Raw genomic sequence first — 26,211 nt, forward strand, 5'->3', positions numbered from 1 at the left:
GACGCACCGTGAGCAAGTAGGGCTACAGCCCGGAATGCGAATGGCTGTAGCGGTTCGAGAGTGCGAAGCACGAAGAAGCGCGTGATTCACCAAAGAAGACGCACCGTGAGCAAGTAGGGCTACAGCCCGGAATGCGAATGGCTGTAGCGGTTCGAGAGTGCGAAGCACGGAGAAACGCGTGATTCACCAAAGATACTGACACAGTAAGAAGCTGTACAGAGAATATCTCTGTACAGCTTCTTTTGGGTTCTGTCGATTCCGGCAGAGCTTATTTCATCTGCTCTTCCTGCTTCTTGATCATACGACGGACCATCTCACCGCCGATGCTTCCTGCTTCCTTAGAAGTAAGGTCGCCGTTGTAACCCTCTTTCAGGTTAACACCCAGCTCAGATGCTACCTCAGTCTTGAAACGGTCCATTGCAGCCTTTGCTTCGGGAACTTCTACTCTATTGGTTTTACTTGCCATTTCGTTCACCTCCGTTTGGATTTGGGTTTTCTTGTTTCAGATAAGCGCTTTTTGTGATCACTTATCTTGGTATTAGTATGAGCATCGGCCTTTTTTTCATGCTGGTAAGTTTTTCATTTTTATGTTACACTCAAACAGCAACGAAGGATACGGAGACCGGAAAGCGTGACCAACGATCCACTGACCGGAATCCCACAGAAGTGACTGACCTTTGAAGCTACACCGTAACTGCGGAAGCTGAGAAGAGAAGGTGTTTTTTTGTTGTCAAAATGTAACTATTCAGAACCTCTTCGAATAAGAAGGCTGATACTTCATGCTTGCATGCAAGTAGCAGTTTTCTTATTCGCAAGGTGGCTTGAATAGAGTCACTGCCCCGTACATGAGCAAAATTAGCTGCCTTGCAGCGAGAAAGCACGATTTATCGTGCGGTTTTGCGAATGCTGGGGTGGGATGATAATCCCACGATATGCGAATATTGGGTAGGATTGTGGGAGTGCGTAGCACGGAACAATCCGTAGGCATCAAAGTCGGGGGCTTTTGACCCCGACATCATTTTATGACAGAAAGGCGAAAAAACAATGAAAAAGAAAACAAAAATCACAAAAACTCTGGCACTTGCACTGACTCTTGGACTGTTGTGCAGCGGTCTTGCCGGATGCGGACAGGCACAGAGTGTGGAAACAGTGTCGGAAGATCTGGCAGCGGAGAGCGTACAGCCCACTGAAACGGTGGAGAGTACGGGAACCGTTGCGGAAGGCACAGAAGCCACAGCAGAAAATACGGAGACCGCGGATGGCACGCTGGTACGTGTGGCATCCTTAAAGGGACCGACCTCATTAGGACTTTTATTTTTAATGAATAAAGCAGACAAGGGTGAGACTGCCAATACCTATGAATTTCAGATGGCTACTGGTGCAGATGAGATCCTGCCGCTGATGGTAAAGGGAGATCTGGACATTGCACTGGTACCCGCCAATGTGGCAAGCGTTCTCTATCATAAGACACAGGGCGGTGTGGAAGTCATTGATATCAATACTCTGGGTGTACTTTATATGGTATCCGGAGAAGACGGTCTGACAAACTTTACCGATCTAAAGGGTAAGACCATTTATCTGACTGGAAAAGGAACCACACCGGACTATGTATTGCAGTACCTGCTGACAGCAAATGGTATGTCTGCGGATGACGTGATACTGGAGTATAAATCCGAAGCAACAGAGGTAGCATCTGTACTGGCAGAAGATCCCACAGCCATCGGCCTGTTGCCCCAGCCTTTTGTTACCGCAGCCTGCATGCAGAATGATGCACTGAAGGTGATCTTCGACTTAAACGAAGAGTGGAATAAGGTACAGGGAGAGGACGGCAGCAGCATGGTCACCGGTGTAACGGTGGTTCGCAAGGAATTCCTCGAGGAGAACGAAGAAGCAGTGAAATCCTTTATGGAAGATCATAAGGCAAGTGCGGAAGACATCAATGCAGACCCTGCCACCGGTGCTGCACTGGCAGTGGAAGCCCAGATCGTAGCCAAAGAGCCCATTGCTCAGAAAGCAATTCCGAACTGCAACATTACTTATATTGACAAAGCTGAAATGAAGCAGGCACTTTCCGGATACCTTGACGTACTGTTCCACCAGGATTCCCTGTCCATAGGTGGCGGACTTCCGGAATCCGATTTCTATTATGATGCAGAATAAGGGTAAAATATACGTTAAAAAATTTATAATACTGTTGTTCTGGCTGGGAGTATGGCAGATTCTGGCAATGTGTGTGGACAATTTCCTGCTGGTGGTGACACCTTTGCAGGCATTGCGGGCACTGCTTACTCTGGCCGGGCAGGTGGAGTTCTGGCGGAGTGCCTTTGATTCGCTGTGGCGGATCGCCTTCGGCTTTTTGCTGGGGGCGGTATTGGCACTTCTTCTGGCGGCCATCAGTTACCGTTATCCGCTGGCGGAAGAAGTCCTGCGTCCTTTCATGGTATTCTGCAAGGCAGTACCGGTAGCGGTATTTGCAGTGCTTTTGCTGATCTGGTGGGGTTCTTCCATGCTGGCGGTGGCTATCTGTTTTCTGGTAGTATTTCCGAATATTTACCTGAATACGCTGGAAGGACTAAAGAGCGCGGACAGAGGGCTGTTAGAGATGGCGGAGGTATTCCGCCTTCCCCTTGGTACTCAGTTCTTCTACATTTACCGTCCGGCGTTAAAGCCATTTTTGCTCAGCGCGTTTCAGCTATCTCTGGGAATGTGCTGGAAGTCCGGAGTGGCGGCGGAAGTGATTGGCACTCCCAGTCATTCCATCGGTGGAGCACTGTATCTGGCGAAGATTTATCTGGATACGGCGGATCTGTTTGCCTGGACAGCGGTGATCGTAGTACTCAGTGTATTTTTTGAAAAAATAATATTCTACGGGATTGAAGTCTTTTTCCGGTGGGAGCCTGCCTGTAAGGATCCCTCCATGCCACAGAAAATCGCTGGCAGAGAACAGCGCACCCTGTGTGTAAGGAATCTTGGAAAAAGTTTTCACAATCAATGGATCTTCCGACATGTGGATCACGAATTTCACAGTGGGGAACCGTATGTACTGGATAACCCTTCCGGCAGTGGCAAGACCACTTTTTTCCGGTGTCTGTGCGGACTGGAGCGGCCGGAGGAGGGAGAAGTGTCGGAAATGGATGCTTTTGCCATGCAATTCCAGGAGGATCGTTTGTGTGAAGACTGTAGTGCCGTGAAGAATCTGGAAATGATCCTGGGAGATGCTTCACAGGCGAGAACGGCATTGACGCAGTTGTTGCCGGAAGAAGCGTTGGATCAGCCCTGCCACGAACTATCGGGAGGCATGAAACGGAGAGTGTCTCTGGTACGGGCCATGGAGGCGGGAGCGCAGTGTGTTCTGCTGGATGAGCCTTTTACCGGACTGGATGAAGAAAACCGTAAAAAGGCCGAAGACTATATCCGGAGGAAGACGAGAGGCCGGATCGTGATGATAGCTACTCATATCAGAACCGGAGAAGAATTTTCGGAAATGACGCAGATGCAGATATAGAAACCACAGGAGGAAGACCGATATGGAAAAAGGTACGGAAAATACAAGAGTGACCCTGATCGGCATTATTGTGGAGGATCCGGAGGCGGCGATAAGGATCAACGGACTTTTACACGAATATGGGGAATATATCATCGGCAGAATGGGGATACCTTATCATGAAAAGCAGATGAACATCATCAGTGTGGTCATGGATGCCCCCCAGGAAAAAGTCAGTGCCCTGTCGGGGAAGCTGGGAATGATCCCCGGAGTCAGCACGAAGTGTCTGTATGCCCCGGACGCGCAAAAAGCCCCAAAATAAAAAGGTTGTCAATTCCTCCAACTTATGCTATAATTGCAAAATGACTGCGACTGGATACAGACCCGCAAGGGTATAAAGGAGGAAATGTTATAATGAGTTTACAGGTTGAAAAGTTAGAGAAAAACATGGCCAAGCTGACCATCGAAGTATCTGCTGAAGAACTGGAGAAGGCAATCGAAGGTGCTTACCAGAAGAATAAGAACAAGATCAGCATTCCCGGTTTCCGTAAGGGCAAAGCTCCCCGTAAGATGATCGAGCAGATGTACGGCAAGTCCGTATTCTATGAGGATGCAGCAAACGCACTGATTCCCGATGCTTACGATAAGGCTCTGGAAGAGTGTGAGGAGCAGATCGTATCTTCTCCGAAGATCGATGTGACCCAGTTAGAGGCCGGCAAGCCTTTCATCTTTACCGCAGAGGTTGCTCTGAAGCCTGAAGTTACTCTTGGCAAATACAAGGGTGTGAAGGTTGACAAGATCGACGTTAAGGTAAGCGATGAGGATATCGACGCTGAGATCAATAGAGAGCGTGAGAGCAATGCCAGAACCATCAGCGTGGAAGACCGAGCTGTTAAGGACGGCGATATGACCGTTATCGATTTCGAAGGTTTTGTAGACGGTGTTGCATTTGAGGGCGGCAAGGGTGAGAACTATCCCCTGACCATCGGTTCCGGTTCCTTTATTCCCGGTTTTGAAGAGGCACTGGTTGGTGCTGAACTGAACAAGGAGACAGAAGTAAATGTAACCTTCCCCGAGGATTATCATGCAACTGAGCTGGCAGGCAAGCCCGCAGTATTCAAGTGCACTGTTAAGGAGATCAAGGAGAAGCAGCTTCCTGATTTGGATGACGAGTTCGCAAGCGAAGTATCCGATTTCGATACCATGGCTGAGTATAGAGAAGATGTACAGAAAAAGCTGACTTCCAAGAAGGAAGAGGAAGCTAAGATCGCCAAGGAAGAGGCAGTTCTGGATGCAGTGATCGAGGATGCCAAGATGGAGATCCCCGATGCAATGATCGAGACCCAGCAGAGACAGCTGTTAGAGAACTTTGCACAGAGAATTCAGGCACAGGGCATTACTCTGGAGCAGTACATGCAGTTCACCGGTCTGACCGCTCAGACCATGATGGAGCAGCTGAAGCCCGAGGCACTGAAGAGAATCCAGTCCCGTCTGGTTCTGGAAGCTGTAGCAGCTGCTGAGAAGATGGAAGCTACCGAGGAAGACTTCGAAGCTGAAGTTAAGAGCATGGCAGAAGCTTACCAGATGGAAGCTGACAAGGTAAAAGAGCTTCTGGGTGAGCAGGGCGCTAAGCAGGTGAAGGAAGATATCTGTGTAAGAAAGGCAGCTGATTTCATCGTAGACAACGCTAAGGAAGCAAAGGCTGCAGCCAAGAAGACCACCAAGAAGGAAAAGGCAGCAGAAGAGAAGCCCGAAGAAGCATAATATATGCTTTAAGATACGATAGAAAGAGAAAGCGGATTCCCACATCCGCAGGGAGGTGGGGATACGCTTTCTTTTAAATTTTTATTAAATCTTCGGAATCTCGTTGAAAAAGCCTGATAAGTAGGATACGATAGTAATATTAATCAGAAGCAATGGAGGTTTTAGAATATGAGTTTAGTACCTTACGTCATTGAACAGACCAGCAAAGGTGAGCGGTCTTATGATATTTATTCCAGACTGTTGAAGGACAGAATCATTTTTCTGGGAGAGGAAGTCAATGAGACTTCTGCCAGCATCATTGTAGCACAGCTGCTGTTCCTGGAAGCAGAGGATCCGGATAAGGATATCCATTTGTATATCAACAGCCCGGGCGGAAGCGTTACTGCAGGTATGGCAATTTATGATACCATGAAATATATCAAGTGCGATGTGTCCACCGTATGTATTGGTATGGCAGCCAGCATGGGAGCTTTCCTTTTAGCAGGCGGTGCCAAGGGCAAGCGTTTTGCACTGCCCAATGCAGAAATTATGATTCATCAGCCACTGGGTGGAACACAGGGTCAGGCTACCGAGATTGAGATCGCAGCAAAGCATATTCTTCGTACCAAGGAGAAGTTGAACCGTATGCTGGCTGAGAACACCGGCAAGGATTATGAGACCATCTGCGCAGACACCGAGAGAGATAACTGGAAAAGCGCTGAGGAAGCTTGTGAGTATGGTCTGATCGATAAGGTGATCACCTTCCACGAGGCATAGTGTAAAAAATATGCTTGATAGCATATTTTTTACACAGCTATTTGTGCCGCATACGGCACAAAGTAGCTTTTATCGCAGAGCCAAATCTGAAATTTGGCTCGCGTTTCCTACGACGCAAAAGCGGCGTCTTCGGAAGGAGATAAAATAACAGGAGTATAATAATGGCAGGAAAAAATTCCGGAAATGACATCAGATGTTCATTTTGTAACAAGACCCAGAGTCAGGTCCGCAAGCTGATCGCGGGACCTGCAGGGGTATATATCTGTGATGAGTGCGTAGACATCTGCGCAGACATCCTGGAGGAAGAACTGGAAGATGAAGAAGTGGAAGAGACTGCGAGTCCCGACATTAACCTTCTGAAACCCAAGGAGATCAAGAACTTCCTGGATGAATACGTCATCGGACAGGAGGAGGCCAAAAAAGTCCTCTCCGTTGCGGTGTACAATCATTACAAAAGAGTAACGGCTCCCAAGGATCTGAATGATGTGGAGCTGCAAAAGAGTAATATTATCATGGTAGGCCCTACCGGTTCCGGTAAGACTTACCTGGCCCAGACACTGGCCAAGATCATCAATGTACCGTTTGCCATAGCGGATGCCACCACACTGACCGAAGCGGGTTATGTAGGTGAGGATGTGGAGAACATCCTGTTAAAGCTGATCCAGGCGGCAGATTATGATGTAGAGCGTGCACAGTACGGTATCGTATATATTGACGAGATCGATAAGATCACGAAAAAGAGCGAGAATGTATCCATTACCCGTGATGTATCCGGAGAAGGTGTACAGCAGGCTCTGTTAAAAATCATCGAGGGTACTGTGGCAAGCGTACCTCCCCAGGGAGGCAGAAAGCATCCTCATCAGGAGCTGATTCAGATCGATACCACCAACATTCTGTTTATCTGCGGCGGTGCTTTCGATGGACTGGAGAAGATCGTAGAGTCCAGACTGGATCGTAAGGCCATCGGTTTCAATACGGAGCTGGGCAGAAGAGAGGATAAGGATATCAGCGAACTGCTGCAGGAAGTAACTCCTCATGATCTGGTGAAGTTCGGTCTGATCCCCGAGTTCGTAGGACGTGTGCCTATCTGTGTCTCCTTAAGAGGACTGGACAGAGAAGCACTGATCCGTATTCTTCAAGAGCCGAAGAACGCTCTGGTAAAACAGTACCAGAAGCTGTTCCAGATGGATAACGTAGAATTGAGTTTTGAGCAGGATGCCATCGAGGCTATTGCTGACAAGGCACTGGAACGCAAGACCGGAGCCAGAGGCTTACGCTCCATTATGGAATCCGTAATGATGGATACCATGTATGAAATTCCTTCGGATGACACCATCGAAGAATGTGTTGTCACCAAGGCGGCAGTGGATGGAGAGAGCGAGCCCCTCACCATACATGATGAATCTCTGAAAAAGGCAAAATAATCCGGGCGCTGCCTTGTGGTCACACAGGGCAGCGTTTTGTGCAAAAAAGTACAAACCTAAGATGCGCAAAAGCAGCGCAGGAATGGAGTTTTTATGATCATAAAGAATGTAAGTCTGGAAACGGTCTGTGGTATTACCAGCAAGCTTCCGGAAAATATACATCCCGAAGTGGCATTCGCCGGGAAAAGTAATGTCGGCAAATCCTCTCTGATCAACGGATTGATGAACCGTAAGTCTCTGGCCAGGACCAGTTCCCAGCCGGGCAAGACACAGACCATCAATTATTACAACATTAACGATGAAATCTACTTTGTAGATCTGCCTGGCTACGGCTATGCACAGGCCAATGAGCATGTGAAAGCCCAGTGGGGTAAGATGATCGAAGATTATCTGCATAAATCCAAACAGCTGAAGCTGGTATTTCTGCTGATCGATATCCGGCATGCTCCCTCAGAGAACGACCGGATCATGTATGACTGGATCCGCCGCAATGGCTACGATCCCATCATCATTGCCACCAAGCTGGACAAGATCAACCGCAGTCAGATACAGAAGCAGGTGAAGCTGATCCGCACCACCCTGCAGGCCGGAGCGGATACACAGATCGTACCTTATTCCGCACAGACGAAACAGGGAAGGGAAGAAATCTACGAGATCCTGGACGGTGTCTTGGCTGCAGAGGATCCTGCACAGGAATAGACCGTAGGAATGGTGAATGAGTGTAGAGACATAATGCGTGAGAGAGTGAGAGTATATGAAGAAATATTGTAAAGCCTTAGTGAATCTGGGTATGGCATTTATTATATTACTATTGATTGTTTTCCTGGTGCCAAAGCTGTTAGTATTCTTTGCACCGTTTGTGGCAGGCTGGATCATTGCGTTGATCGCCAGCCCCCTGGTTCGTTTTTTTGAGGAAAAGGTAAAGATCAAGCGAAAAGCGGGAAGCGCCTTTGTCATCGTGGCGGTCATCGCACTGGTGATACTGATTCTCTATCTGGTAGGGGCGAAGTTAACCGATGAGATCATGGGACTGATCGGTGCACTGCCGGATATCTGGGACAGTGCGGAGAATGATTTTGCCGATATCGGGCAGAACCTGAGCGTTATCTATAACCGTTTTCCCGTGGATGTACAGCAGAGCATCATGGATGTCATCAATCAGATCGGAAGCTATGTGGGAGATCTGCTGGGGAAGATCGGCACCCCTACGATCAATGCCGTGGGCAATTTCGCCAAGCAGGTTCCTTCGATTCTGATCGGACTGATTATGGCACTGCTTTCTTCCTATTTCTTCGTAGCAGAGAGGGATCAGCTGGCAGCCTGGTTCCGTAAGCACACACCGGCGGAGGTGCTGTCCTGGTATTATATGCTGAAGCGTGGACTGGTCAAAGCAGTAGGCGGATATCTTAAGGCACAGCTTAAGATCGAAGTGTGGATGTATCTGCTATTAGTCATCGGACTTGCTGTTCTGCAGGTAGACTATGCGTTGCTGATCGCACTTGGGATCGCATTTCTGGATTTCCTGCCTTTTTTTGGAACCGGAACCGTCATGGTCCCCTGGGCAATCCTCAAAATCTTAAGCTCTGATTATAAAATGGCCATAGGACTGCTGATCATCTGGGGCAGCGGACAGCTGGCGCGTCAGCTGATCCAGCCAAAGATCGTGGGAGATTCCGTGGGAATGCCGCCTCTGCCGACTCTGTTCCTCCTGTACATAGGATATAAGCTGGGAGGTGTCGTAGGAATGATCGTGGCAGTACCTGTCGGACTGATCGCCCTTACCATGTATCAGCAGGGAGCTTTACAGACGACCAAGGACAGCGTGAAGATCCTGGCAGCCGGGATCAATCATTTCCGCAGACTGAAGCCGGAGGATATGGACGAAGTACGGCAGATGCAGGAGAGAGACCGGAGGCTGAGCGAGGAACTGGCCAGACAGGCAGCGGAGGAAGAGGCTCAAAAAGAAGCCCAAAAAGAAGCTCGAAAAGAAGCTTCTGCGAAAAAACAGAAAGAAAAGAAATCATGAGAAATATCAGACTGCGACTGCAATATGAAGGAACCAGATATCAGGGGTGGCAGAAACAGACATCCACAGACAATACGATTCAGGGAAAAATGGAAGTTCTTTTGACGAAAATGTGCGGGGAGCCTGTGGAGATCGCAGCCAGCGGCAGAACGGATGCAGGAGTGCATGCGTTGGGACAGGTGGCGAATTTCCATACGGAATCTGACATGAGTACAGAAGAGATCATGGCCTATTGTAACCGGTATCTGCCAGAGGATATTGCCGTGGTGGAGGTGTCGGAGGCGGCACCCAGATTCCACAGCAGACTAAATGCCACCGGGAAGCGTTACCGTTACCGCATCATCAACAGCCAGATCCCGGATGTGTTCTGGAGACGCTATGCGGCAGAGGAACCGGAAGCATTAGATTTGGATGCTATGCGAAAGGCAGCGGAGCGATTGCTTGGAGAGCACGATTTCAAGGCATTTACCTCTGCAAAAAAAAGTAAGAAATCCACCGTCCGCCGGATCGACGAGATCCGGATCGAAAGGATAGCGAACCGTGTGGAGTTTGTATTTACCGGAAATGGATTTTTACATCATATGATCCGTATCCTCGTGGGAACCCTCCTCGAGGTCGGAAAGGGAATCCGGACACCGGAAAATGTGACGGATGTACTGAAGTCCGGAGACAGAGCGAAGGCGGGAGCGCTGGTGCCGGCCAAAGGCCTGGTACTGGAAGAAGTTTTTTACACCTGAAAAATAAAAATACTGCAACTTTTTGCCCTACAATTGCGTCTATGTAGTTGTAGGGTTTCGTTTTACCATGAAATCGTAAATAAGCTGCGTGAGTGCTTGCACGCAAAGCAGTGTATTTACGATTCCATGAGCGAAGCGTCTTATTCATGAAATAAAAGATGAGCCGCGGTAGCGGCGTCGGCTGCGAAGCAGACGCTTTTATGAATGGATAAGAGCAAAACGAAATGTTTATAGAATTTTAATAATTATGTTGCAGAAAATATGCATTGACAGGATACGATAAACGTAGATAAGGCGGAGGGGTCTTTTCCGATACGAAAGGTGTAAGGTGTGGAGCATGGAAAAAAGGGTTGCAGTATACAATAATAATACGGGTGTGATAGAGACAATGAGTTCCCTTCTCGCAGGAGAAGGCTTAAAAATGGTGGCAGTGACGGGGAGAGCACAGTTACAAGAATTACTGCGTGCACAGGAGATCCAGCTTCTGCTGCTGGATGTGGAACTGGATGGCAGAGGCTGGGGAGAAGGCATTGAGATGATCCATGACATCCGTAATATGACTACGATCCCCATTATTATCATTTCCGCACAGGATGCGGAGACCGCCAAGATCATGGCACTGAATGCCGGTGCGGATGATTATGTGACAGTGGGATATAATCCGCTGGAGCTGTTAGCCAGAGTGAAATCCCAGCTTCGCAGATATACACAGCTGGTCAATCTGTGCGAAAGTATTGATAGTATTTACCGCGTGGATGGACTGGAGATCAACGACAGGAACCGCACAGTGACGGTAGAGGGACGGGAAGTGAAGATGACTCCCATCGAGTATAAGATTTTAAGGCTCCTAGTGCAGGAGCGTGGCAAGGTACTGTCCATCAGCCAGATCTACGAATCCATCTGGCATATGCAGGCTATCGGAGCGGATAATACTATTGCGGTGCATATCCGCCACATCCGTGAGAAGATCGAGAGCAATCCCAAGGAGCCCAGATACCTGAAGGTGGTATGGGGAACCGGATATAAGGTAGGATGAAAAAAGATTGTCCATAAGTGTGTCCTCTGCGTCAGCAGGGGACATTTTTGTAGGAGTCTGACAAATGGGTTGCTTGACAAAGCAGAACAAATACATTATTGTACTAATTAAATAATACAAAAACCGAGGATGGAATATAAGGATGCAGACAGAAGTAATATCGGAAGGGAAAATACAGGAAAAACGTGGAATCAGCAGTGCAGTGCTGAAAAATATCGCGGTAGTGACTATGTTGATCGATCACATCGGGGCTGTGATCGTGACAAGGCTGTTGATCCGGAACGGGCTGTATGAAGCTATGGCGAATCAGGAGGCCTATACTGCCTGGATGGGGCAGAACGGCCGAATGTACGGCATCTACATGGCAATGCGTATCATCGGCAGATTTGCGTTCCCCATTTACTGTTTTTTACTGGTAGAGGGATTTCAAAAGACCCACAATGTGAAAAAGTATCTGGGCAGGATGTTTTTATTTGCACTGATTTCGGAGGTGCCATTTGATCTGGCATTCAGCGGCAAGGCATGGTATCCGGCATATCAAAATGTATTTTTTACATTGTTATTGGGGCTGCTGGTGATCGCGGGACTTCATCTGGTGGAACAGCATTTTGTGGGTACAACGGTTGGAAAAACGATTCTGCGCGTGGGACTGAATGCCGTTATTATTCTGACAGGATGTGTACTGGGCTTGGTTCTTAAGACGGATTATGATTTTAAGGGGATTTTGGCAATCACTGTACTTTATCTGTTCCGTAACCGAAAGAAAGCACAGATGTGGGCCGGTGTCATCATTTTTTTATTGATGGACAGCCTGGAGATGTTTGCAGCACTTTCCTTTATTCTGATCTGGTTCTACAACGGAACGAGAGGGCGGCAGAATAAATATTTCTTTTATTTTTTCTATCCTGCACATCTGCTGCTCTTGTGGCTGGTATGTGTGGCAATGGGAATTGCGGGAATTCCTGCAATCTGACGAACCGCAGGATGCTCTGTGAATAGTAAAGTGGAAGACGGGGAAGACAGTGACATGGAGGATATGGCGTATATGGAAGAGAAAAAATGGGAGACAGGGGACAGCGAAGAGTTGATCCGTGTACAGGAGATCAGCAAGACATTTCATCTGTCTGCAAAACAACGAAAAATGGAGCACAGTGCATCGAAGACCAAAACAGCGGTGGATCAAGTGAGCTTTTGCGTAAAAAGGGGGGAAGTGTTCGGACTTTTGGGACCTAACGGTGCCGGTAAGACCACAACGCTTCGGATGCTGGCAACGCTGATCCGGCCGGACAGCGGGGATGCGGTGTTATCCGGCAGCAGCGTAGTGACACAGCCGGAGGAGGTACGGCATAAGATCGGCTTCCTTACCAGTGAACTGAAGCTGGAGGATTTTTTTACCCCGGATTATCTGTATGACTTTTTCTCTGGATTGTACGGTATTCCGACAGACAGACGGGACGCCAGAAAACGCATGCTGTTTGCACGGTTCGGCATTCAGGAGTTTGCCCAGGTGCGCGTTAGGGATTTGTCCACGGGAATGAAGCAGAAGGTATCCCTGGTGATCTCACTGGTGCAGGATCCGGAGATCATAATTTTCGATGAGCCCACCAATGGGCTGGATATTCTCACAGCGAAGGTGGTGACGGATTTCCTGCTGGATCTGAAGGAGCAGGGGAAGACCATCATTGTATCCACCCATATCTTTAGTCTGGTGGAGAAGATATGTGACCGTGTGGGGATCATTATTAATGGGCAGATGACAGTTTGTGAAAATCTGCAGACACTCTGTGGAGAGAAGAGTCTGGAGGATCGTTTTTTTGAGATCTATGAAGCGGTAAGTGGGGAGGAAACGGACCATGACAAATAATACGATCACAGTAATGAAAAAAGAGCTGGCCAGATTTTTCGGAGACAGAAGACTGGTGATCACCACACTGCTGCTTCCCGGAATTATGATCTATGTGGTGTACAGCTTTTTGGGCAGTGTCATGATGAAGACCATGCTTCCGGAAGATACTTATGTGGCGAAGGCTTATGTGGTGGACATGCCGGATTCCGTAAGAGAAGAGATGCGGGAACTGCGGGTGGACTGGCAGCAGGCGGACAGAGAGCAGCTGACGGAGATACGGCAGGAGATCCAGGAGAAACAGGTGGATGGTCTGGTGGTATTTCCGGCGGATTTTGATACAGTGGTGGAAAACTACCAGGTCAGTAGTGGGGAACCTGCGCCCAATGTAGAAATTTATTACAATTCCGCGGAACCGGAATCCGCTCATTTTTACAATGAGGTATCGGAGGTGCTGGAGCAGTATGAGACTTCCTTAGCTAATAAACTGGATATCAATGCCGGAGATTCGGTATACTATGACTGTGCCACCAGCAAAGATACTACGGGGCAGATGTTTTCCATGATGATGCCGTTGTTGCTTATGATGTTTTTGTACAGTGGATGTATGTCTGTGGCACCGGAGTCCATTGCTGGGGAAAAGGAGCGGGGTACCATAGCGACATTACTGGTGACACCCATGAAGAGAAGTTCCCTGGCTCTGGGAAAAGTGTTTTCCTTAAGTATCATAGCGCTTCTGGCAGGCTGTTCCAGTTTTATCGGAACTTTTGCGGCATTGCCGAAAATGATGGGCGGAGAACTGACCGGCGTGGATTCCTCGGTGTACGTACCTATGGATTATGCGATGCTGCTTCTGATCATTCTGTCAACGGTAATGGTGCTGGTATCCATGATCGCACTGGTCTCCGCTTTTGCCAAAAGTGTGAAAGAGGCAGCTACAACAGTGTCTCCGTTTACCATTGTGGTGACATTTATCGGATTGAGCCCCATGCTCAGTCAGGGAAAGGAGATCCCGCTATACCGATATCTGATCCCGGTATACAACAGTGTGCAGTGTATGAACGGTATTTTTTCCTTTAGTTATCAGCCGGCAGAAATTATCGTGACGGTGATCGTAAATCTGTGCGCGGCGGGAGTGCTGGTATTCGGACTGACGAGGGCATTCCAGAGCGAGAAAATTATATATTCATGATGACAATGCAGCAAATGCGTAATATAATGTACGTGTTTGCTGTTTTTTTGCAGATAAGTACATTTTATGTTCGAAAGTCCGGATATTTTTTGGACCATGAGAAAAATGAGGAGCATAACCATACGAATGACACGACAGAAATTAAAACGTTTTCATGTGAAGAGAATATACTCTACATTGCTGCTTTCTTATGGTGCGCTGTTGGCTGCACCGTTTATAGCAGTATTTTTGCTACTTTCATTTTGGAAAAATAGTACAGAGAACTATTACAGTGAAATTATGAAAAATGACTTAACGGAAGGCCGCATGGCATTTGAAAAGCAACTGGATATTATGTGTGCAGGAGCTTTTTCTGTATCAAACGACAGTGATTTAAAGTGGGTCTATTTTCTGGACGGATTGAAGGATGGGGACAATAATATCGCAGCATTAATCAGATGCAATGACATGCTTCGCCAGACCTTTGCGGATTCAGAGCACTATCAGAATTACAGTGTGATTATGAAAAATGAATTGATATTTCGAAAAAGCGGGATGGTAGTTGGGGATAAGTTTTTTTATGACAATTATTGCACTTATCAAAATACGGATTTTGAGACCTGGAGAAAACAGAGTTTCGAGTCGAATACGTGGCAGCTGTTTCCGTTGGAAGAAATAGATACAGGGGAGAGAACATTTCAGGCAATGACATTTTCCTACCCTGTGCGGAATTATATTCAACAGGAGCCGGAAGCAAATGCTGTAGTACAATTTTTGCTTTCAAAAGAAAATCTAGAGCAAATGTTTGGACAACTGTTGAGCCGACAAGGAGGAATTCTGATTTATGGTGCAGAGGACAGACTGCTTGCAAGTCTGGGGAAAATCAATGCGGATGGTGATGATCCGGAGAACACGGATCTGTTTCTAAGTGAAGCAACAGGGGAAGATATCCGGCAGATAAAATGGAATGGAACAGATTGTCTGGTGGTAAATCAGACATCGGAAGAAAATGGAATGCATTTTGCGGCCGTTCTTCCGATGGCGGTAGTAATGCAGAATTTTCAAAGAATTCGTAGAGCAGCATGGTTGATTCTTTTCACAGGGGCAGTACTGGAAATTGGCCTTGGGTGTTGTTTTGCATTAAGGTACAGCAAACCGATTCATAACCTGATTGACAATATGCAGGGATTTTTTATGCTGGAAGACAGAGAAATTCATAAAACGGAAAATATTTCAGAGTATGAATATCTGGAGAAGGGAGTTCATGCCCTGTTGGATGATTATCAGTCTTTGAATGCGATGCTACAGGAAAAGACCGTGAAAGAGAGAAGAAATTTTCTGACATTACTAATGAACGGAGAATTTGACACAGAACTTAATATTATAGAGGAAGCTGCCCATGCCGGAATCCGGTTAGTGCAGAAGGATTACTATGTACTGGTGTTTGGCAGTGAGGAGGGAGAAAAACTGTTGTCAGCGGCAAAAAAATGTGCAGAGACGGAAACAGAACAGATATGGTATCCGGTAGATCCGACCCATGTAGCATTGCTGCAATATTGTACAGAGGAAAATCCTATGGAACCTCTGCTTGTAGGAGAGCAGACAGCAGAGAAACTGAAACAGCTTGGAGCGGAGGAGGTTTATGTCGGAATCGGCAGCTGTTATACAGAAAAGCGAGAAATTGTATTTTCTTATCAACAGGCGTTATATTGCTCTGATAAGGGAAAAATAGAAAAACAGAATGTAGTGGAATACAGCAGAGAGCTGTGGAAAAGGAATATGCCTTGGTATCCGCTGGAAATGGAAGAAAAATTACAGGCTGCTACAAAAAACGGTAATTCAGAGCAGGTAAAAGAAATTTTTATAAAAATAAGAGAAGAAAATCTGGGAAAAATACATCTGTCGGCCAATGGAGGGAAAGTCGTTATATCGGGAATCACCTCTACTTTGATAAGAATGTGTAATAATATGGCAGAAAGTATGGAAACGGAGCAGCTGCTGGAAAAAGTACAGACGGAACAGTCGTTTCCCAAAGCATTGGAAGTATTGGAAACACAGTTCCTGCGTCTATGCGAAGAAAATTATCACAGCAGGAGCAGAAAGAGCGAGATATACTATCAGAAACTGGAAGAATATCTGGAGAAAAATTATGGCAATCCATCTCTGGGCGTCCCCATGGTGGCAGAAGAGTTTGGACTATCAGAAAACTATTTTTCTATCTTTTTCAAGGAGACGATGGGAAAATCTTTTAGCAGCTATTTGGAAAAATTAAGACTGGAAAAGGCAAAAAAATTAATTGCCGAAGGAAAATGGGATATGGAGACCATTGCTCAGATGGTGGGTTACGGAAGCAGCGCAACCTTCCGACGGGCCTTTAAACGTGCCTACGGGATAGCACCTTCGGCATGGAAAGAATAAAAATCTAAGAAAATGCGCAGTACCTAAGAAAGTGTACGGCGCATTTTCTTAGATTTTGTACGTTGCATCAGGAATTTCAAGTTGTTGTTTCAGTGCCCGGCCTGTATTGTGAAATGCGTAAGGCAGCCACAGTACAAATACAAAAAATCAAATCGGTAAGCTGTGGGCTGAGCAAAAAAAGAAGGCGAGGGCACAAAATGAAGAAGAAAAAAATTGTAGCACTTTTAACAGCATGCATGCTTATGACAGGAATGTTTACCGGGTGCGGATCATCCCAACAGGCAGCAGGATCATCAGGAGCAGAAGCAGGTCAGACACAAACAGGGGACAATTCATTGTTTAATGAACCGGGACAACTTCCCATTGTAAATGAGCCCGTGACTCTGACGGTGTTTGCGCCTGCAAATCCGGACGGCAGCTGGGAAGATAATGAAATGGTAAAAGAACTTGAAGAGACAACGGGAATCCATTTGGAGTGGCAGACCTGTGCGGCTTCAGATAATGTACAGGAAAAGCTGAGCACCATGTTCGCTTCGGGAGATCTTCCGGATATTATTTTAACTGGTGTAGGCAGTAGTAACCGCTATGACAAAGCAACAGAACAGGCGCTGGGAGAGCAGGGACTGATCTTACCTTTAAACGATTATCTGGACACTGTTTCAGTAGGTTATAAGCAGGCACTGGATGAAATAGAGGGGATGAGAGACTATATAACAACTCCCAACGGTAATATTTATTCTTTACCGAATGTAGATGGATCCCTGCATGTACAATACAATATGAAATTGTGGATCAATACGCAGTGGCTGGATAATCTGGGATTAGAGATGCCGACAACTACGGAAGAGTTTTATCAGGTCATGAAAGCTTTTAAGGAGCAGGATGCCAATGGCAATGGAGATCTCAATGACGAAATTCCTTTGTCAACAGTGACTTCCGGAGCGGGTACACAGATTGATGGATTTCTAATGAATCCGTTCCAACTGACTTCTGAGACAAATAAATTGTACGTGGACAACGGAAAAGTGACATTTGCACCTGTTCAGGAGGGATATAAAGAAGGACTGAAATATTTAAAGCAATTGTATAGTGAAGGTTTTTTAAACCCTGAATCTTTTACACAAGATAAAAATAATCAGGTAAACATAAATGAAGCAGGGGATGAATGCGTTATCGGAGCATTTCTGGCCCAGAGACCAGGATATGCATGTGATTTGACAACAGAACCCTATTCCGATAAATGGAAGCAGTACCAGTCACTGGCACCTTTGACAGGACCGGACGGTCAATGTGTGGCATCCTGGAATCCTTATGTTATGTTCCAGACAGGTATGACATTTATTTCGAGCAGCTGCAGTAATCCCGAAGCAGCATTCCGTCTGCTGGATTATATTGAGACGCAGACATACAGAGCTATTCTTGGAAAAGAAGGTGTGAATTATGTCATGCTGGATGATGATACGACAGAAGTAGGCATGGATGGTGTGACAAAAGCACTCTATAAGAAACTGGATGCTTCCACAGCCAATGTAACTTTGAATCAGGTTACGGCATTGGTGCGTACACCGGATTTCCTGCTTGCAGATGCTACGAACCCGGATCCGTATGCGGAGGATGTTAAGCCGGTCAATGGTCGAAATGTGGTTATTTACAGAGCGTCTCTTGAACATGAAAAGGTGCGACAGTCCAGAGAGTCGGTAATGCCGGATTTATATATGAGCCAGGAAGACTCCAGCGAAATGTCTTTGCTTAAGACCAATGTTATGGATGTTCAGAAAGAATATATGGTGCAGTTTATTACCGGAGCAAAGGATATTGATGCAGAATGGGATGGCTATATCAGTGCCCTGAATAATGTAGGACTGGAGAGATATTTGGAGTTATTACAGAAGGCATATGATGAATCTTCTTTTGCAAAATAGGAGATCGGGAAAGCCTTTTGAAACATTTGCAAGGGGGACTGCATTAAGGCAGCCCTCCTTTTATAGAAAGAAGGAAGAAAATGAATCCTAAGAAAACAATTCGTCCGGAACATAAAAAACAGCATGCAAAAAATACAATACGCAGCATAAAAAGGCATTGGCAGTTATATCTGATCGTAGCACTGCCTCTGGTTTATCTGATCGTTTTTAAATATATGCCTATTATTGGATCGCAGATCGCATTCCGGGATTACAATTTCAAAGGAGGTATCTGGCACAGCCCGTTTGTAGGACTTAAGTATTTCAAGATGTTTTTCCAGTCACCACAGTTCTGGAGACTGATGGGTAATACATTGGGCTTGTCTGTGTATGGTATTGTATTGGGAGTTTTTCCACCGATCATTCTTGCGATTGCATTGAACTATGTCAGAGTGCGATGGTTCGGAAAGACGGTACAGATGGTAACGTATATGCCTTATTTTATTTCTACCGTTTTGATCGTAGGTATTCTGTCACAGATGTTATCTCTGACGGGTCCGGTGAATCACCTGATCGAGAATCTGGGAGGACAGGCCATTCATTTTATGGGAGAGCCTAAATTGTTCAAAACATTATATGTTTTCTCTGATGTATGGCAGAAAACGGGTTACAATGCCGTAATTTATATCTCTGCGCTTGCTGCGGTAGACCAGGAATTACATGAGGCAGCAACCGTGGACGGTGCGAATATCTGGCAAAGAATCAGATATATTGACATTCCCAGTATCATGCCGACAGCAGTAATTCTGTTGATCATGTCCTGTGGGCATATTTTGACAATAGGATATGAAAAAGTACTGCTCTTGCAAAATGATTTAAACATGGCAACTTCAGACATTATCTCAACGTATGTTTATCGTATCGGTCTGAGCGGAATGCAGTATAGCTATTCGACAGCGATTGGTATATTCCAGTCAGTGGTATCTCTGATATTATTGCTGGTTGTAAACAAAATAGCGGATAAGGTTGCCGATACCAGTCTGATATAGGGAGGAACATAAGATGAAAAGAAAAGTTATGAGCAAAAGTAATCGTATATTTTATATAGTAAATACTGTGCTCCTGATGATATGTCTTCTGTTGGTAGCGATGCCAATTCTCAATGTGGTAGCTTCGTCTTTGTCTTCGCCAAGCGCTGTAATAAGAGGACAGGTATCTTTCTGGCCGAAGGGATGGAATATTGATGCATATGAGGAGATATTTTCCAACAGGTCTCTTCTGACCGGTTATAAAAATTCCATTATATATACTATAGTGGGAACATGCGTAAATATTGTATTGACAATTATGGCGGCATATCCATTGTCCGTAAAGGATTTTATTGGAAGAAAGGTGATCAGCGCTCTGTTTATTTTCGTTATGATCTTCACAGCACCGTTGATTCCTACTTATCTGAATGTCAAAAACCTCGGACTGCTGGATAGTATGTGGGCATTGATCTTACCGGGAGCAATTTCGGTATATAACATGATCATTGCAAGAACCTATTTCCAGAACAGCATTCCGGGAGAAATGTTGGAATCTGCAAGACTGGATGGATGCGATGATATCCGGGTTCTGGTTAATATGGTATTACCGTTGTCAAAATCTATTTTGGCAGTATTGGTACTTTATTATGCCATTGCTCATTGGAATTCCTATTTTGATGCATTTATTTATTTGTCTTCAGAGAATAAATTTACACTGCAGGTAGTCCTGCGTAATATCATGAATTCGGTAGCAGCTTTGGAGGAAATGGCAACTACGGCAGAACAAAGTATGCGTGCAGCGAACATTGAAGTATTAAAATATGCTATTATTGTATTTGGTAGTATTCCACTGATTATTTTATATCCTTTTGTACAGAAACATTTTGTAAAGGGTGTTATGATCGGTTCAGTAAAAGGATAAGGAGCATTTGTATGGTCGCAGAACATAAAATAGACAGGCAGAAACTGATATCGGGACATAATCCGGTGCTGACGGAGATAGCAACGGACTCCCCGCTTACGGTAGGAAACGGAGAACTTGCTTTTACGGCGGATATCACCGGAATGCAGACGCTATACGAGGAATATCAGGAACTCCCGTTGTGTACAATGTCACAATGGGGATGGCACACGAAACCGGTAAGCAGGGAAAAGTACAATTATACACTGGATGATCTGGTGATGACGGAATATGTAAACAGAGAAGGACGTCTGTTAAAATATCCGCAGGATAAAAAGGTGGGCAATGAAGATGTCTATAACTGGCTGCGGGAAAATCCCCACAGACTGAATCTGGTAAGGGTCCGCCTGCAGTGGGAAGAGGAGAGCATTTCTGCAGAAGATATCACCGGGGTGCGGCAGGAACTGGTTCTGTATGAAGGGATTCTGTACAGTGAATTCCAGATACGGAACAATGCCTGCAGAGTGCGGACCGCCTGTCACAATGAAGGGAGAGACATCCTGGCCTTTTCTCTGGAGAGCGAGGCACTGAAGGAGAAAAAAATTAGTATAGTGCTGGATTTCCCCTATGGAGCTTCGGATATTACCGCATCGGATTGGACACAGAACGACAGACACCGTACCACGATACTGCAGACGAGTGATGAAAAAATGCTTCTGTGGAGACAACTGGACAGGGATGAGTATTATGCAGGTATCTATGCGCAGGGAGGAAAGATCCGAAAGGAAGGCAGCCATACCCTTCGTATTTTCGCCAATGGAGAAAAACTGGACATCTCCATAGCGTTAGGAAAACAAAAAGAGCAGGCAGAATGTTTATCTGCACAGGAAGTAATGAACGCATCCAAAAGAGGGGGTAGGCGTTTCTGGGAGCGGGGCGGTATCATTCAGCTGAATAAAAGCGCTGACCCCAGAGCAAGGGAACTGGAACGGCGGATTATTTTGTCACAGTATCTTATGGCAATCAATTCCAGTGGTTCGACACCTCCGCAGGAGACAGGACTGACATGTAACAGCTGGTACGGTAAAATGCATCTGGAGATGTATCTGTGGCATTGTGCATGGCTTCCGCTGTGGCATCAGGAGGAGCTGCTGGACAGAAGCCTGGCATGGTATAGGGAACATCTGCAGCAGGCAAGAGAAAATGCGGCAAGAAACGGCTACAAAGGAGCAAGATGGCCGAAAATGATCGCCACGGAAGGAGTGGACTGCCCTTCCAATATTGCGCCCTTGCTGGTGTGGCAGCAGCCGCACATTATCTATATGCTGGAAATGGCATATCGCAGAAAAAGAAATCGCAGATTCTTAGAGGAGAACTGGGAACTGGTGAAGGAAACCGCTGATTTCATGGTAGATTTTGTGGGATGGGATCCGGTGAAAAAAGTCTACAGTATCTGTGCTCCGGTAATACCGGTACAGGAATGTCATAAGGCAATGGATGTGTGCAATCCGGCTTTTGAAGTGGAGTATTTCCGGGATACCTTGCGGATCGCCGGATGGTGGGCAGAACGACTCGGCAGGGAAAAGGAAGAACTCTGGGAACAGGTAGCGGAGCATATGGCAGAATTAACGGAAAAAGACGGCGTGTACCTGGCACATGAAAATTGTCCGACGACATTTACGGAGTATAACAGAGATCACCCCTCTATGCTGGGAGCTTTTGGTCTGATCGACAGTGACCGGATAGACAGGACGGTTATGGACAACACATTGCAGTTGGTAGAGGAATGCTGGAAATATCCTACCCTGTGGGGATGGGATTTTGCCATGATGGCGATGACAGCGGTAAGATTAGGAAAGCCGGAGAAAGCAATAGAGTTACTATTGAAGGAATCTCCAAAGAACTGTTATGTCACAAGCGGCAATAACCGGCAGACAGGACGAAAGGACCTGCCGTTGTATCTGCCGGGAAATGGATCACTGTTATTGGCAGCAGCAATTATGGCGGCAGGATATGATGGTTGTGACAGGCAGACACCGGGGTTCCCGGATGACGGACAATGGATCGTGGAATTTGAAAATATTGATCCATTGCCGGGTACGAGCCCTGTCAGCCCCATTGACTAGGCAGAAAATAAAGTGTAAAATAAAGCTATATGCCGTAAAATAGAAATTTGGAGGAAAATAATACATGCAACTGCCTATTTTTGAGAAATACATTGATGAACTGATCGAGAAGAGTACTTTGGATGTTCCCGCATGGAACATAGAGAAGGCGAGAGAGGGGAAAGCTGCCGGCTGGAATTACATTGACGGTTGCATGATCCTGGCACTTTTAGAGATCTACAACGCTACCGGAGAGAAGAAGTATTACGAATTCGCAGATGCATTTATTGACCACAGAGTACAGGAAGACGGTACGATTACGAAGTATTCCGTGGAAGAATATAATATTGACAATGTCAATGCGGGCAAGACTCTGTTCGCATTGTATGCCCTGAATGGTAAGGAAAAATACCGCAAGGCCATCGACCTGATCTACAGCCAGGTGGAGACCCAGCCCCGCACCGAGGAAGGCAACTTCTGGCACAAGAAGATCTATCCCAACCAGGTATGGCTGGACGGCATGTACATGGGACAGCCTTTCTACATGGAGTATGAGACCAAATTCGATGACAAGAAGCACTATGATGACATTTTTCATCAGTTTGCCAATGTTGTAAAATATATGAGAGATCCCAAGACCGGATTGTACTATCACGGTTATGATGCCTCCAAAAAGGCATTCTGGTGTAACAAGGAGACCGGTCTGTCCCAGAATTTCTGGCTGAGAGCACTGGGCTGGTATTCCATGGCATTGTTGGACACTCTGAGCAAATGTGAGCCGGGGGAAGAGTACAAGGCAGAGTATGACAATCTGAAGAAGGTATTCGTGGATCTGATCGATTCCATGTTAAAATTCCAGGACGAGAGCGGTATGTGGTACCAGCTTCCAGCACTGGGGGGTCAGGAGCCGAATTATTTAGAGACCAGCGGAAGTGCGATCATGGCTTACTCCCTGCTGAAGGGCGTGAGACTCGGATTTTTACCGGAGTCCTACAGAGCCTATGGATTAAAGGCATTTCAGGGAATTTGTGACCGTTATCTGAAGGAGAAGGATGGACATTTAAGCCTCGGCGGTATCTGCCTCGTGGCAGGACTGGGACCTGAGGATAACCGTCGGCGTGACGGCAGCTTCGAGTATTATATGTCCGAGCCCATCGTGGAAGACGATGCCAAGGGTGTGGGACCGTTGCTTTTGGCTTACACAGAAATGAGAAGACTGGATGACTAAATGAAGTCAGGCGGAATGATGAAGAACGATAACAGAAATGACAGAAGAACATCCGGACCTGCGAAAGGGACGGAAAAGACCAAAGCAACGGGAAAAGCCAATGCGGCGGGAAAAACTAAAGTGACGGCAGGCAAGGAAAACCGGGTGCCCGTAGGACAGGGCCGGGAAAAGACGGCCGTTAAAAAGAAGAGTGGCCTCTGCCCGGTGGCTGATAAATGCGGCGGGTGCAGCTGGATCAACAAGCCCTATGTGGAACAGTTGAAGAATAAGGAAAAGCAATTAAAGGAGCTTCTGGCTCCTTTTTGCAAGGTCGAGGGTGTCATTCCCATGGAGCACCCGGAGCATTACCGGAACAAGGTACATGCGGTATTCGGCGAGAACCGGTATCACGATGCCATCTCCGGCATTTATGAACAGAAGAGCCACCGGATCGTTCCCGTGGACAGCTGCCTGATCGAGAATGCCAATGCGGATGAGATCATTGTCTCTATAAGAGGGCTGCTGAAATCTTTTCATATCCGCCCTTACAATGAGGACACCGGGTATGGGCTGCTGCGCCATGTGCTGATCCGGACCGGCCATGTTACCGGCCAGATCATGGTGGTGCTGGTACTGGCGTCCCCAATCCTGCCCTCTAAGAATAATTTTGTGAAGGCACTGCTGAAACTGCACCCGGAGATCACCACCGTGGTCATCAATGTCAACAACCGCAATACCAGCATGGTATTGGGGGACAAGGAGCATGTGATCTACGGCAAAGGTTATATTGAGGATGAGCTGTGCGGAAAGCGTTTCCGAATCTCTCCCAGATCTTTCTACCAGGTGAATCCGGTACAGACCGAGATCCTCTACGGGAAAGCACTGGAGTACGCCGGACTTACCGGCAAAGAGACCGTGGTGGATGCCTATTGTGGCACCGGAACCATCGGCATGATTGCCAGTGACAAGGCCGCCAAGGTCATCGGTGTGGAGTTAAACGCCGATGCTGTCCGGGATGCCCGCAACAATGCCAAGGCGAACCAGATCCGCAACATCCAGTTCTACCAGAACGACGCCGGGAAATTCCTCGTGGAAATGGCCGGACAGGGCGCAAAGGTCGATGTGGTCCTGATGGATCCCCCCAGAAGCGGCAGCACCGAAGAATTCATGAATTCCGTAGCCCAGATCGGCCCGGAGCGGATCGTCTACGTCTCCTGCAATCCCGAGACACTGGTACGGGATTTAAAGTATTTTAAGAAGAAAGGTTACCGTGTGGCGAAGGGCGTGGGCGTGGACATGTTCCCGTTTACCGATTCGTTGGAGGCAGTCACCCTGCTGGTCCGGCAGAAGAAGTAACTGGGAAGTTATTTTGGTATAAATAGTATAAAAACAATGGATTCCGTACAAAAAAGTTCCGAAATCAGGAATTTTTGTACGGAATTTCTTTTATTTGCGTACTTGGCGAAAATAAAGCATTTTTATAAGACAAAATCACCTGCTTTTGTATTTTTTTCACCGATATTAGCGTTTTAAATACAAGAAAATTCGTAGGGATTGCAATGATGTATGTCCTATATTCTGAAAGTTAAAATATACATTCAGAATACAGGACAAAAATGCTACTTTTTCAATTGCCTGCTTGTGACTGATATGACCGCTGCTGTAGCAATCAATGTTTCTCTCTACAGTACGAGAGCCTTCCGTTTGAACTGTTGCATATTGTGCAAGAGGGATGAATTGCTACATATGATATGTAGGATTAATAACCACGGATTTTACGGAGCTCCGTGCGGATCTTCTTCATCTGATCAGCGAAGGTACGCTGCTTGCGGCCAAGCTTCTCGGCGATTGCACGATCTGAGATCTTGTAATCATCAAGCCAGCACTGAATGATGGTATCAGCATCCGGATCAAGTTCTCTCAACATATTAAAAAGCTGGTCGAGAAGGAGCCTGTCTGCAATTACATTTTCCATTGATGGTGATGAATTAGGAATGCAGTCGTACATATTGGCTTCGCCGTCTTCGGTAGGAATGTCGAGTGAAAGTGTATCTCCGACTGCATGATATTTGCATCCGATGCAGTCTCCATCGCATTCCCAGAGATGTTTTTTGCTACACATACAACGATGATGGAGCTGCTCTTTATGACGGATGCGGTCGGCCTCCTTATAGAAAGCATCACGCTGTTCCTTTGGGACAGAGATCTTCTCTCCTGTAGAACGAAGATAGATGAATTGTGTACTAAGATTTTCATGATTTGCCATAAATTTTCCTCCTGTGATTGGCTTTGTTGAGCAATCGTAGAGGCACTTGGCTATCACGAAATTCTCATCTTCCTATCATCACAAAACGTTGCGTAGGGTAAAGTTTTTGTAGGAAAAGTTAATAGAAAAAAGAAAGAAAGCACC

22 protein-coding genes are annotated in these 26,211 nt (G+C 46.5%); 20 read left to right on the top strand and 2 right to left on the bottom strand.

Annotated elements, in window-relative coordinates; translation table 11 throughout:
- Positions 1-268: 268 nt before the first annotated feature.
- The gene (locus tag DWZ61_RS15085) at positions 269-466 is read right to left on the bottom strand and encodes an alpha/beta-type small acid-soluble spore protein (RefSeq protein ID WP_117465775.1); all 198 of its coding nucleotides are present in this window, start codon (positions 464-466) and stop codon (positions 269-271) included.
- Positions 467-1,044: 578 nt separating this feature from the next.
- Here DWZ61_RS15085 and DWZ61_RS15090 point away from each other — a divergent pair.
- The 20 genes from DWZ61_RS15090 to rlmD all read left to right on the top strand — a co-directional run bounded on the left by DWZ61_RS15090 (position 1,045) and on the right by rlmD (position 25,157).
- A complete protein-coding gene (locus tag DWZ61_RS15090) occupies positions 1,045-2,160 on the top strand; it encodes an ABC transporter substrate-binding protein (RefSeq protein ID WP_118539463.1) in 1,116 nt (371 codons plus the stop codon).
- Complete coding sequence (locus tag DWZ61_RS15095) at positions 2,147-3,505, top strand: ATP-binding cassette domain-containing protein (RefSeq protein ID WP_118505015.1); 1,359 nt, start codon at positions 2,147-2,149, stop codon at positions 3,503-3,505. The genes DWZ61_RS15090 and DWZ61_RS15095 overlap by 14 nt, the downstream gene beginning before the upstream one ends.
- Before the next feature lie 22 nt (positions 3,506-3,527).
- Positions 3,528-3,806: a TM1266 family iron-only hydrogenase system putative regulator gene (locus DWZ61_RS15100; protein WP_022312586.1), complete on the top strand. Its 279-nt coding sequence runs from the start codon at positions 3,528-3,530 to the stop codon at positions 3,804-3,806.
- A gap of 92 nt (positions 3,807-3,898) precedes the next feature.
- Complete coding sequence (gene tig / locus DWZ61_RS15105; protein ID WP_118539465.1) at positions 3,899-5,248, top strand: trigger factor; 1,350 nt, start codon at positions 3,899-3,901, stop codon at positions 5,246-5,248.
- 168 nt (positions 5,249-5,416) lie between these two features.
- Positions 5,417-6,004, top strand: coding sequence for an ATP-dependent Clp endopeptidase proteolytic subunit ClpP (gene clpP / locus DWZ61_RS15110; protein ID WP_022154669.1), 588 nt, complete (start codon positions 5,417-5,419; stop codon positions 6,002-6,004).
- A 161-nt stretch (positions 6,005-6,165) separates the two neighbouring features.
- Positions 6,166-7,428, top strand: a complete 1,263-nt coding sequence (gene clpX / locus DWZ61_RS15115; RefSeq protein WP_022312584.1) for an ATP-dependent Clp protease ATP-binding subunit ClpX — start codon at positions 6,166-6,168, stop codon at positions 7,426-7,428.
- 93 nt (positions 7,429-7,521) lie between these two features.
- A complete protein-coding gene (gene yihA / locus DWZ61_RS15120; protein ID WP_117465778.1) occupies positions 7,522-8,127 on the top strand; it encodes a ribosome biogenesis GTP-binding protein YihA/YsxC in 606 nt (201 codons plus the stop codon).
- A 55-nt stretch (positions 8,128-8,182) separates the two neighbouring features.
- Positions 8,183-9,454, top strand: coding sequence for a sporulation integral membrane protein YtvI (gene ytvI, locus DWZ61_RS15125; RefSeq protein WP_118505021.1), 1,272 nt, complete (start codon positions 8,183-8,185; stop codon positions 9,452-9,454).
- Positions 9,451-10,191 carry a tRNA pseudouridine(38-40) synthase TruA gene (gene truA, locus DWZ61_RS15130; RefSeq protein WP_118505023.1) on the top strand — a complete coding sequence of 247 codons (741 nt, stop codon included), beginning with the start codon at positions 9,451-9,453 and terminating at the stop codon, positions 10,189-10,191. The genes ytvI and truA overlap by 4 nt, the downstream gene beginning before the upstream one ends.
- Before the next feature lie 337 nt (positions 10,192-10,528).
- Positions 10,529-11,227 (top strand): response regulator transcription factor, encoded by a 699-nt coding sequence (locus DWZ61_RS15135; RefSeq protein ID WP_117465841.1) that lies wholly within the window; start codon positions 10,529-10,531, stop codon positions 11,225-11,227.
- 142 nt (positions 11,228-11,369) lie between these two features.
- The gene (locus DWZ61_RS15140) at positions 11,370-12,200 is read left to right on the top strand and encodes a TraX family protein (RefSeq protein ID WP_118505025.1); all 831 of its coding nucleotides are present in this window, start codon (positions 11,370-11,372) and stop codon (positions 12,198-12,200) included.
- A gap of 18 nt (positions 12,201-12,218) precedes the next feature.
- On the top strand, positions 12,219-13,091 hold the full coding sequence (locus tag DWZ61_RS15145; RefSeq protein ID WP_347475456.1) for an ABC transporter ATP-binding protein: 873 nt from the start codon (positions 12,219-12,221) through the stop codon (positions 13,089-13,091).
- Complete coding sequence (locus tag DWZ61_RS15150; RefSeq protein WP_118505027.1) at positions 13,081-14,262, top strand: ABC transporter permease; 1,182 nt, start codon at positions 13,081-13,083, stop codon at positions 14,260-14,262. Before DWZ61_RS15145 ends, DWZ61_RS15150 begins: the two co-directional genes overlap by 11 nt.
- A gap of 126 nt (positions 14,263-14,388) precedes the next feature.
- Complete coding sequence (locus tag DWZ61_RS15155) at positions 14,389-16,659, top strand: helix-turn-helix domain-containing protein (RefSeq protein WP_182427123.1); 2,271 nt, start codon at positions 14,389-14,391, stop codon at positions 16,657-16,659.
- Between the two features lie 197 nt (positions 16,660-16,856).
- The gene (locus tag DWZ61_RS15160; RefSeq protein WP_182427130.1) at positions 16,857-18,581 is read left to right on the top strand and encodes an extracellular solute-binding protein; all 1,725 of its coding nucleotides are present in this window, start codon (positions 16,857-16,859) and stop codon (positions 18,579-18,581) included.
- An 80-nt stretch (positions 18,582-18,661) separates the two neighbouring features.
- The gene (locus DWZ61_RS15165; protein ID WP_117465785.1) at positions 18,662-19,609 is read left to right on the top strand and encodes an ABC transporter permease subunit; all 948 of its coding nucleotides are present in this window, start codon (positions 18,662-18,664) and stop codon (positions 19,607-19,609) included.
- Between the two features lie 13 nt (positions 19,610-19,622).
- Positions 19,623-20,510 carry a carbohydrate ABC transporter permease gene (locus DWZ61_RS15170; protein ID WP_117465786.1) on the top strand — a complete coding sequence of 296 codons (888 nt, stop codon included), beginning with the start codon at positions 19,623-19,625 and terminating at the stop codon, positions 20,508-20,510.
- An 11-nt stretch (positions 20,511-20,521) separates the two neighbouring features.
- Positions 20,522-22,615 carry a glycoside hydrolase family 65 gene (locus DWZ61_RS15175; RefSeq protein WP_118539469.1) on the top strand — a complete coding sequence of 698 codons (2,094 nt, stop codon included), beginning with the start codon at positions 20,522-20,524 and terminating at the stop codon, positions 22,613-22,615.
- Positions 22,616-22,679: 64 nt separating this feature from the next.
- Complete coding sequence (locus DWZ61_RS15180; RefSeq protein WP_347475457.1) at positions 22,680-23,822, top strand: glycoside hydrolase family 88 protein; 1,143 nt, start codon at positions 22,680-22,682, stop codon at positions 23,820-23,822.
- On the top strand, positions 23,823-25,157 hold the full coding sequence (gene rlmD, locus DWZ61_RS15185) for a 23S rRNA (uracil(1939)-C(5))-methyltransferase RlmD (protein ID WP_118539471.1): 1,335 nt from the start codon (positions 23,823-23,825) through the stop codon (positions 25,155-25,157). It abuts the gene before it with no gap.
- Between the two features lie 403 nt (positions 25,158-25,560).
- Here the strand turns inward: rlmD and DWZ61_RS15190 are convergent, their stop codons facing one another.
- Positions 25,561-26,067, bottom strand: a complete 507-nt coding sequence (locus DWZ61_RS15190; RefSeq protein WP_118539473.1) for a sigma-70 family RNA polymerase sigma factor — start codon at positions 26,065-26,067, stop codon at positions 25,561-25,563.
- Between the last annotated feature and the right edge of the window lie 144 nt (positions 26,068-26,211).

The sequence above is a fragment of the Clostridium sp. AF34-10BH genome, from assembly GCF_003478095.1.
GTDB classification, from domain to species: domain Bacteria; phylum Bacillota; class Clostridia; order Lachnospirales; family Lachnospiraceae; genus Acetatifactor; species Acetatifactor acetigignens.

What these genes read in the sequence shown, in the direction of transcription:
- DWZ61_RS15085 (WP_117465775.1), bottom strand. Translation starts at nt 466, where the DNA reads ATGGCAAGTAAAACCAATAGAGTAGAAGTTCCCGAAGCAAAGGCTGCA.
- DWZ61_RS15090 (WP_118539463.1), top strand. Translation starts at nt 1,045, where the DNA reads ATGAAAAAGAAAACAAAAATCACAAAAACTCTGGCACTTGCACTGACT.
- DWZ61_RS15095 (WP_118505015.1), top strand. Translation starts at nt 2,147, where the DNA reads ATGATGCAGAATAAGGGTAAAATATACGTTAAAAAATTTATAATACTG.
- DWZ61_RS15100 (WP_022312586.1), top strand. Translation starts at nt 3,528, where the DNA reads ATGGAAAAAGGTACGGAAAATACAAGAGTGACCCTGATCGGCATTATT.
- tig (WP_118539465.1), top strand. Translation starts at nt 3,899, where the DNA reads ATGAGTTTACAGGTTGAAAAGTTAGAGAAAAACATGGCCAAGCTGACC.
- clpP (WP_022154669.1), top strand. Translation starts at nt 5,417, where the DNA reads ATGAGTTTAGTACCTTACGTCATTGAACAGACCAGCAAAGGTGAGCGG.
- clpX (WP_022312584.1), top strand. Translation starts at nt 6,166, where the DNA reads ATGGCAGGAAAAAATTCCGGAAATGACATCAGATGTTCATTTTGTAAC.
- yihA (WP_117465778.1), top strand. Translation starts at nt 7,522, where the DNA reads ATGATCATAAAGAATGTAAGTCTGGAAACGGTCTGTGGTATTACCAGC.
- ytvI (WP_118505021.1), top strand. Translation starts at nt 8,183, where the DNA reads ATGAAGAAATATTGTAAAGCCTTAGTGAATCTGGGTATGGCATTTATT.
- truA (WP_118505023.1), top strand. Translation starts at nt 9,451, where the DNA reads ATGAGAAATATCAGACTGCGACTGCAATATGAAGGAACCAGATATCAG.
- DWZ61_RS15135 (WP_117465841.1), top strand. Translation starts at nt 10,529, where the DNA reads ATGGAAAAAAGGGTTGCAGTATACAATAATAATACGGGTGTGATAGAG.
- DWZ61_RS15140 (WP_118505025.1), top strand. Translation starts at nt 11,370, where the DNA reads ATGCAGACAGAAGTAATATCGGAAGGGAAAATACAGGAAAAACGTGGA.
- DWZ61_RS15150 (WP_118505027.1), top strand. Translation starts at nt 13,081, where the DNA reads ATGACAAATAATACGATCACAGTAATGAAAAAAGAGCTGGCCAGATTT.
- DWZ61_RS15155 (WP_182427123.1), top strand. Translation starts at nt 14,389, where the DNA reads ATGACACGACAGAAATTAAAACGTTTTCATGTGAAGAGAATATACTCT.
- DWZ61_RS15160 (WP_182427130.1), top strand. Translation starts at nt 16,857, where the DNA reads ATGAAGAAGAAAAAAATTGTAGCACTTTTAACAGCATGCATGCTTATG.
- DWZ61_RS15165 (WP_117465785.1), top strand. Translation starts at nt 18,662, where the DNA reads ATGAATCCTAAGAAAACAATTCGTCCGGAACATAAAAAACAGCATGCA.
- DWZ61_RS15170 (WP_117465786.1), top strand. Translation starts at nt 19,623, where the DNA reads ATGAAAAGAAAAGTTATGAGCAAAAGTAATCGTATATTTTATATAGTA.
- DWZ61_RS15175 (WP_118539469.1), top strand. Translation starts at nt 20,522, where the DNA reads ATGGTCGCAGAACATAAAATAGACAGGCAGAAACTGATATCGGGACAT.
- DWZ61_RS15180 (WP_347475457.1), top strand. Translation starts at nt 22,680, where the DNA reads ATGCAACTGCCTATTTTTGAGAAATACATTGATGAACTGATCGAGAAG.
- rlmD (WP_118539471.1), top strand. Translation starts at nt 23,823, where the DNA reads ATGAAGTCAGGCGGAATGATGAAGAACGATAACAGAAATGACAGAAGA.
- DWZ61_RS15190 (WP_118539473.1), bottom strand. Translation starts at nt 26,067, where the DNA reads ATGGCAAATCATGAAAATCTTAGTACACAATTCATCTATCTTCGTTCT.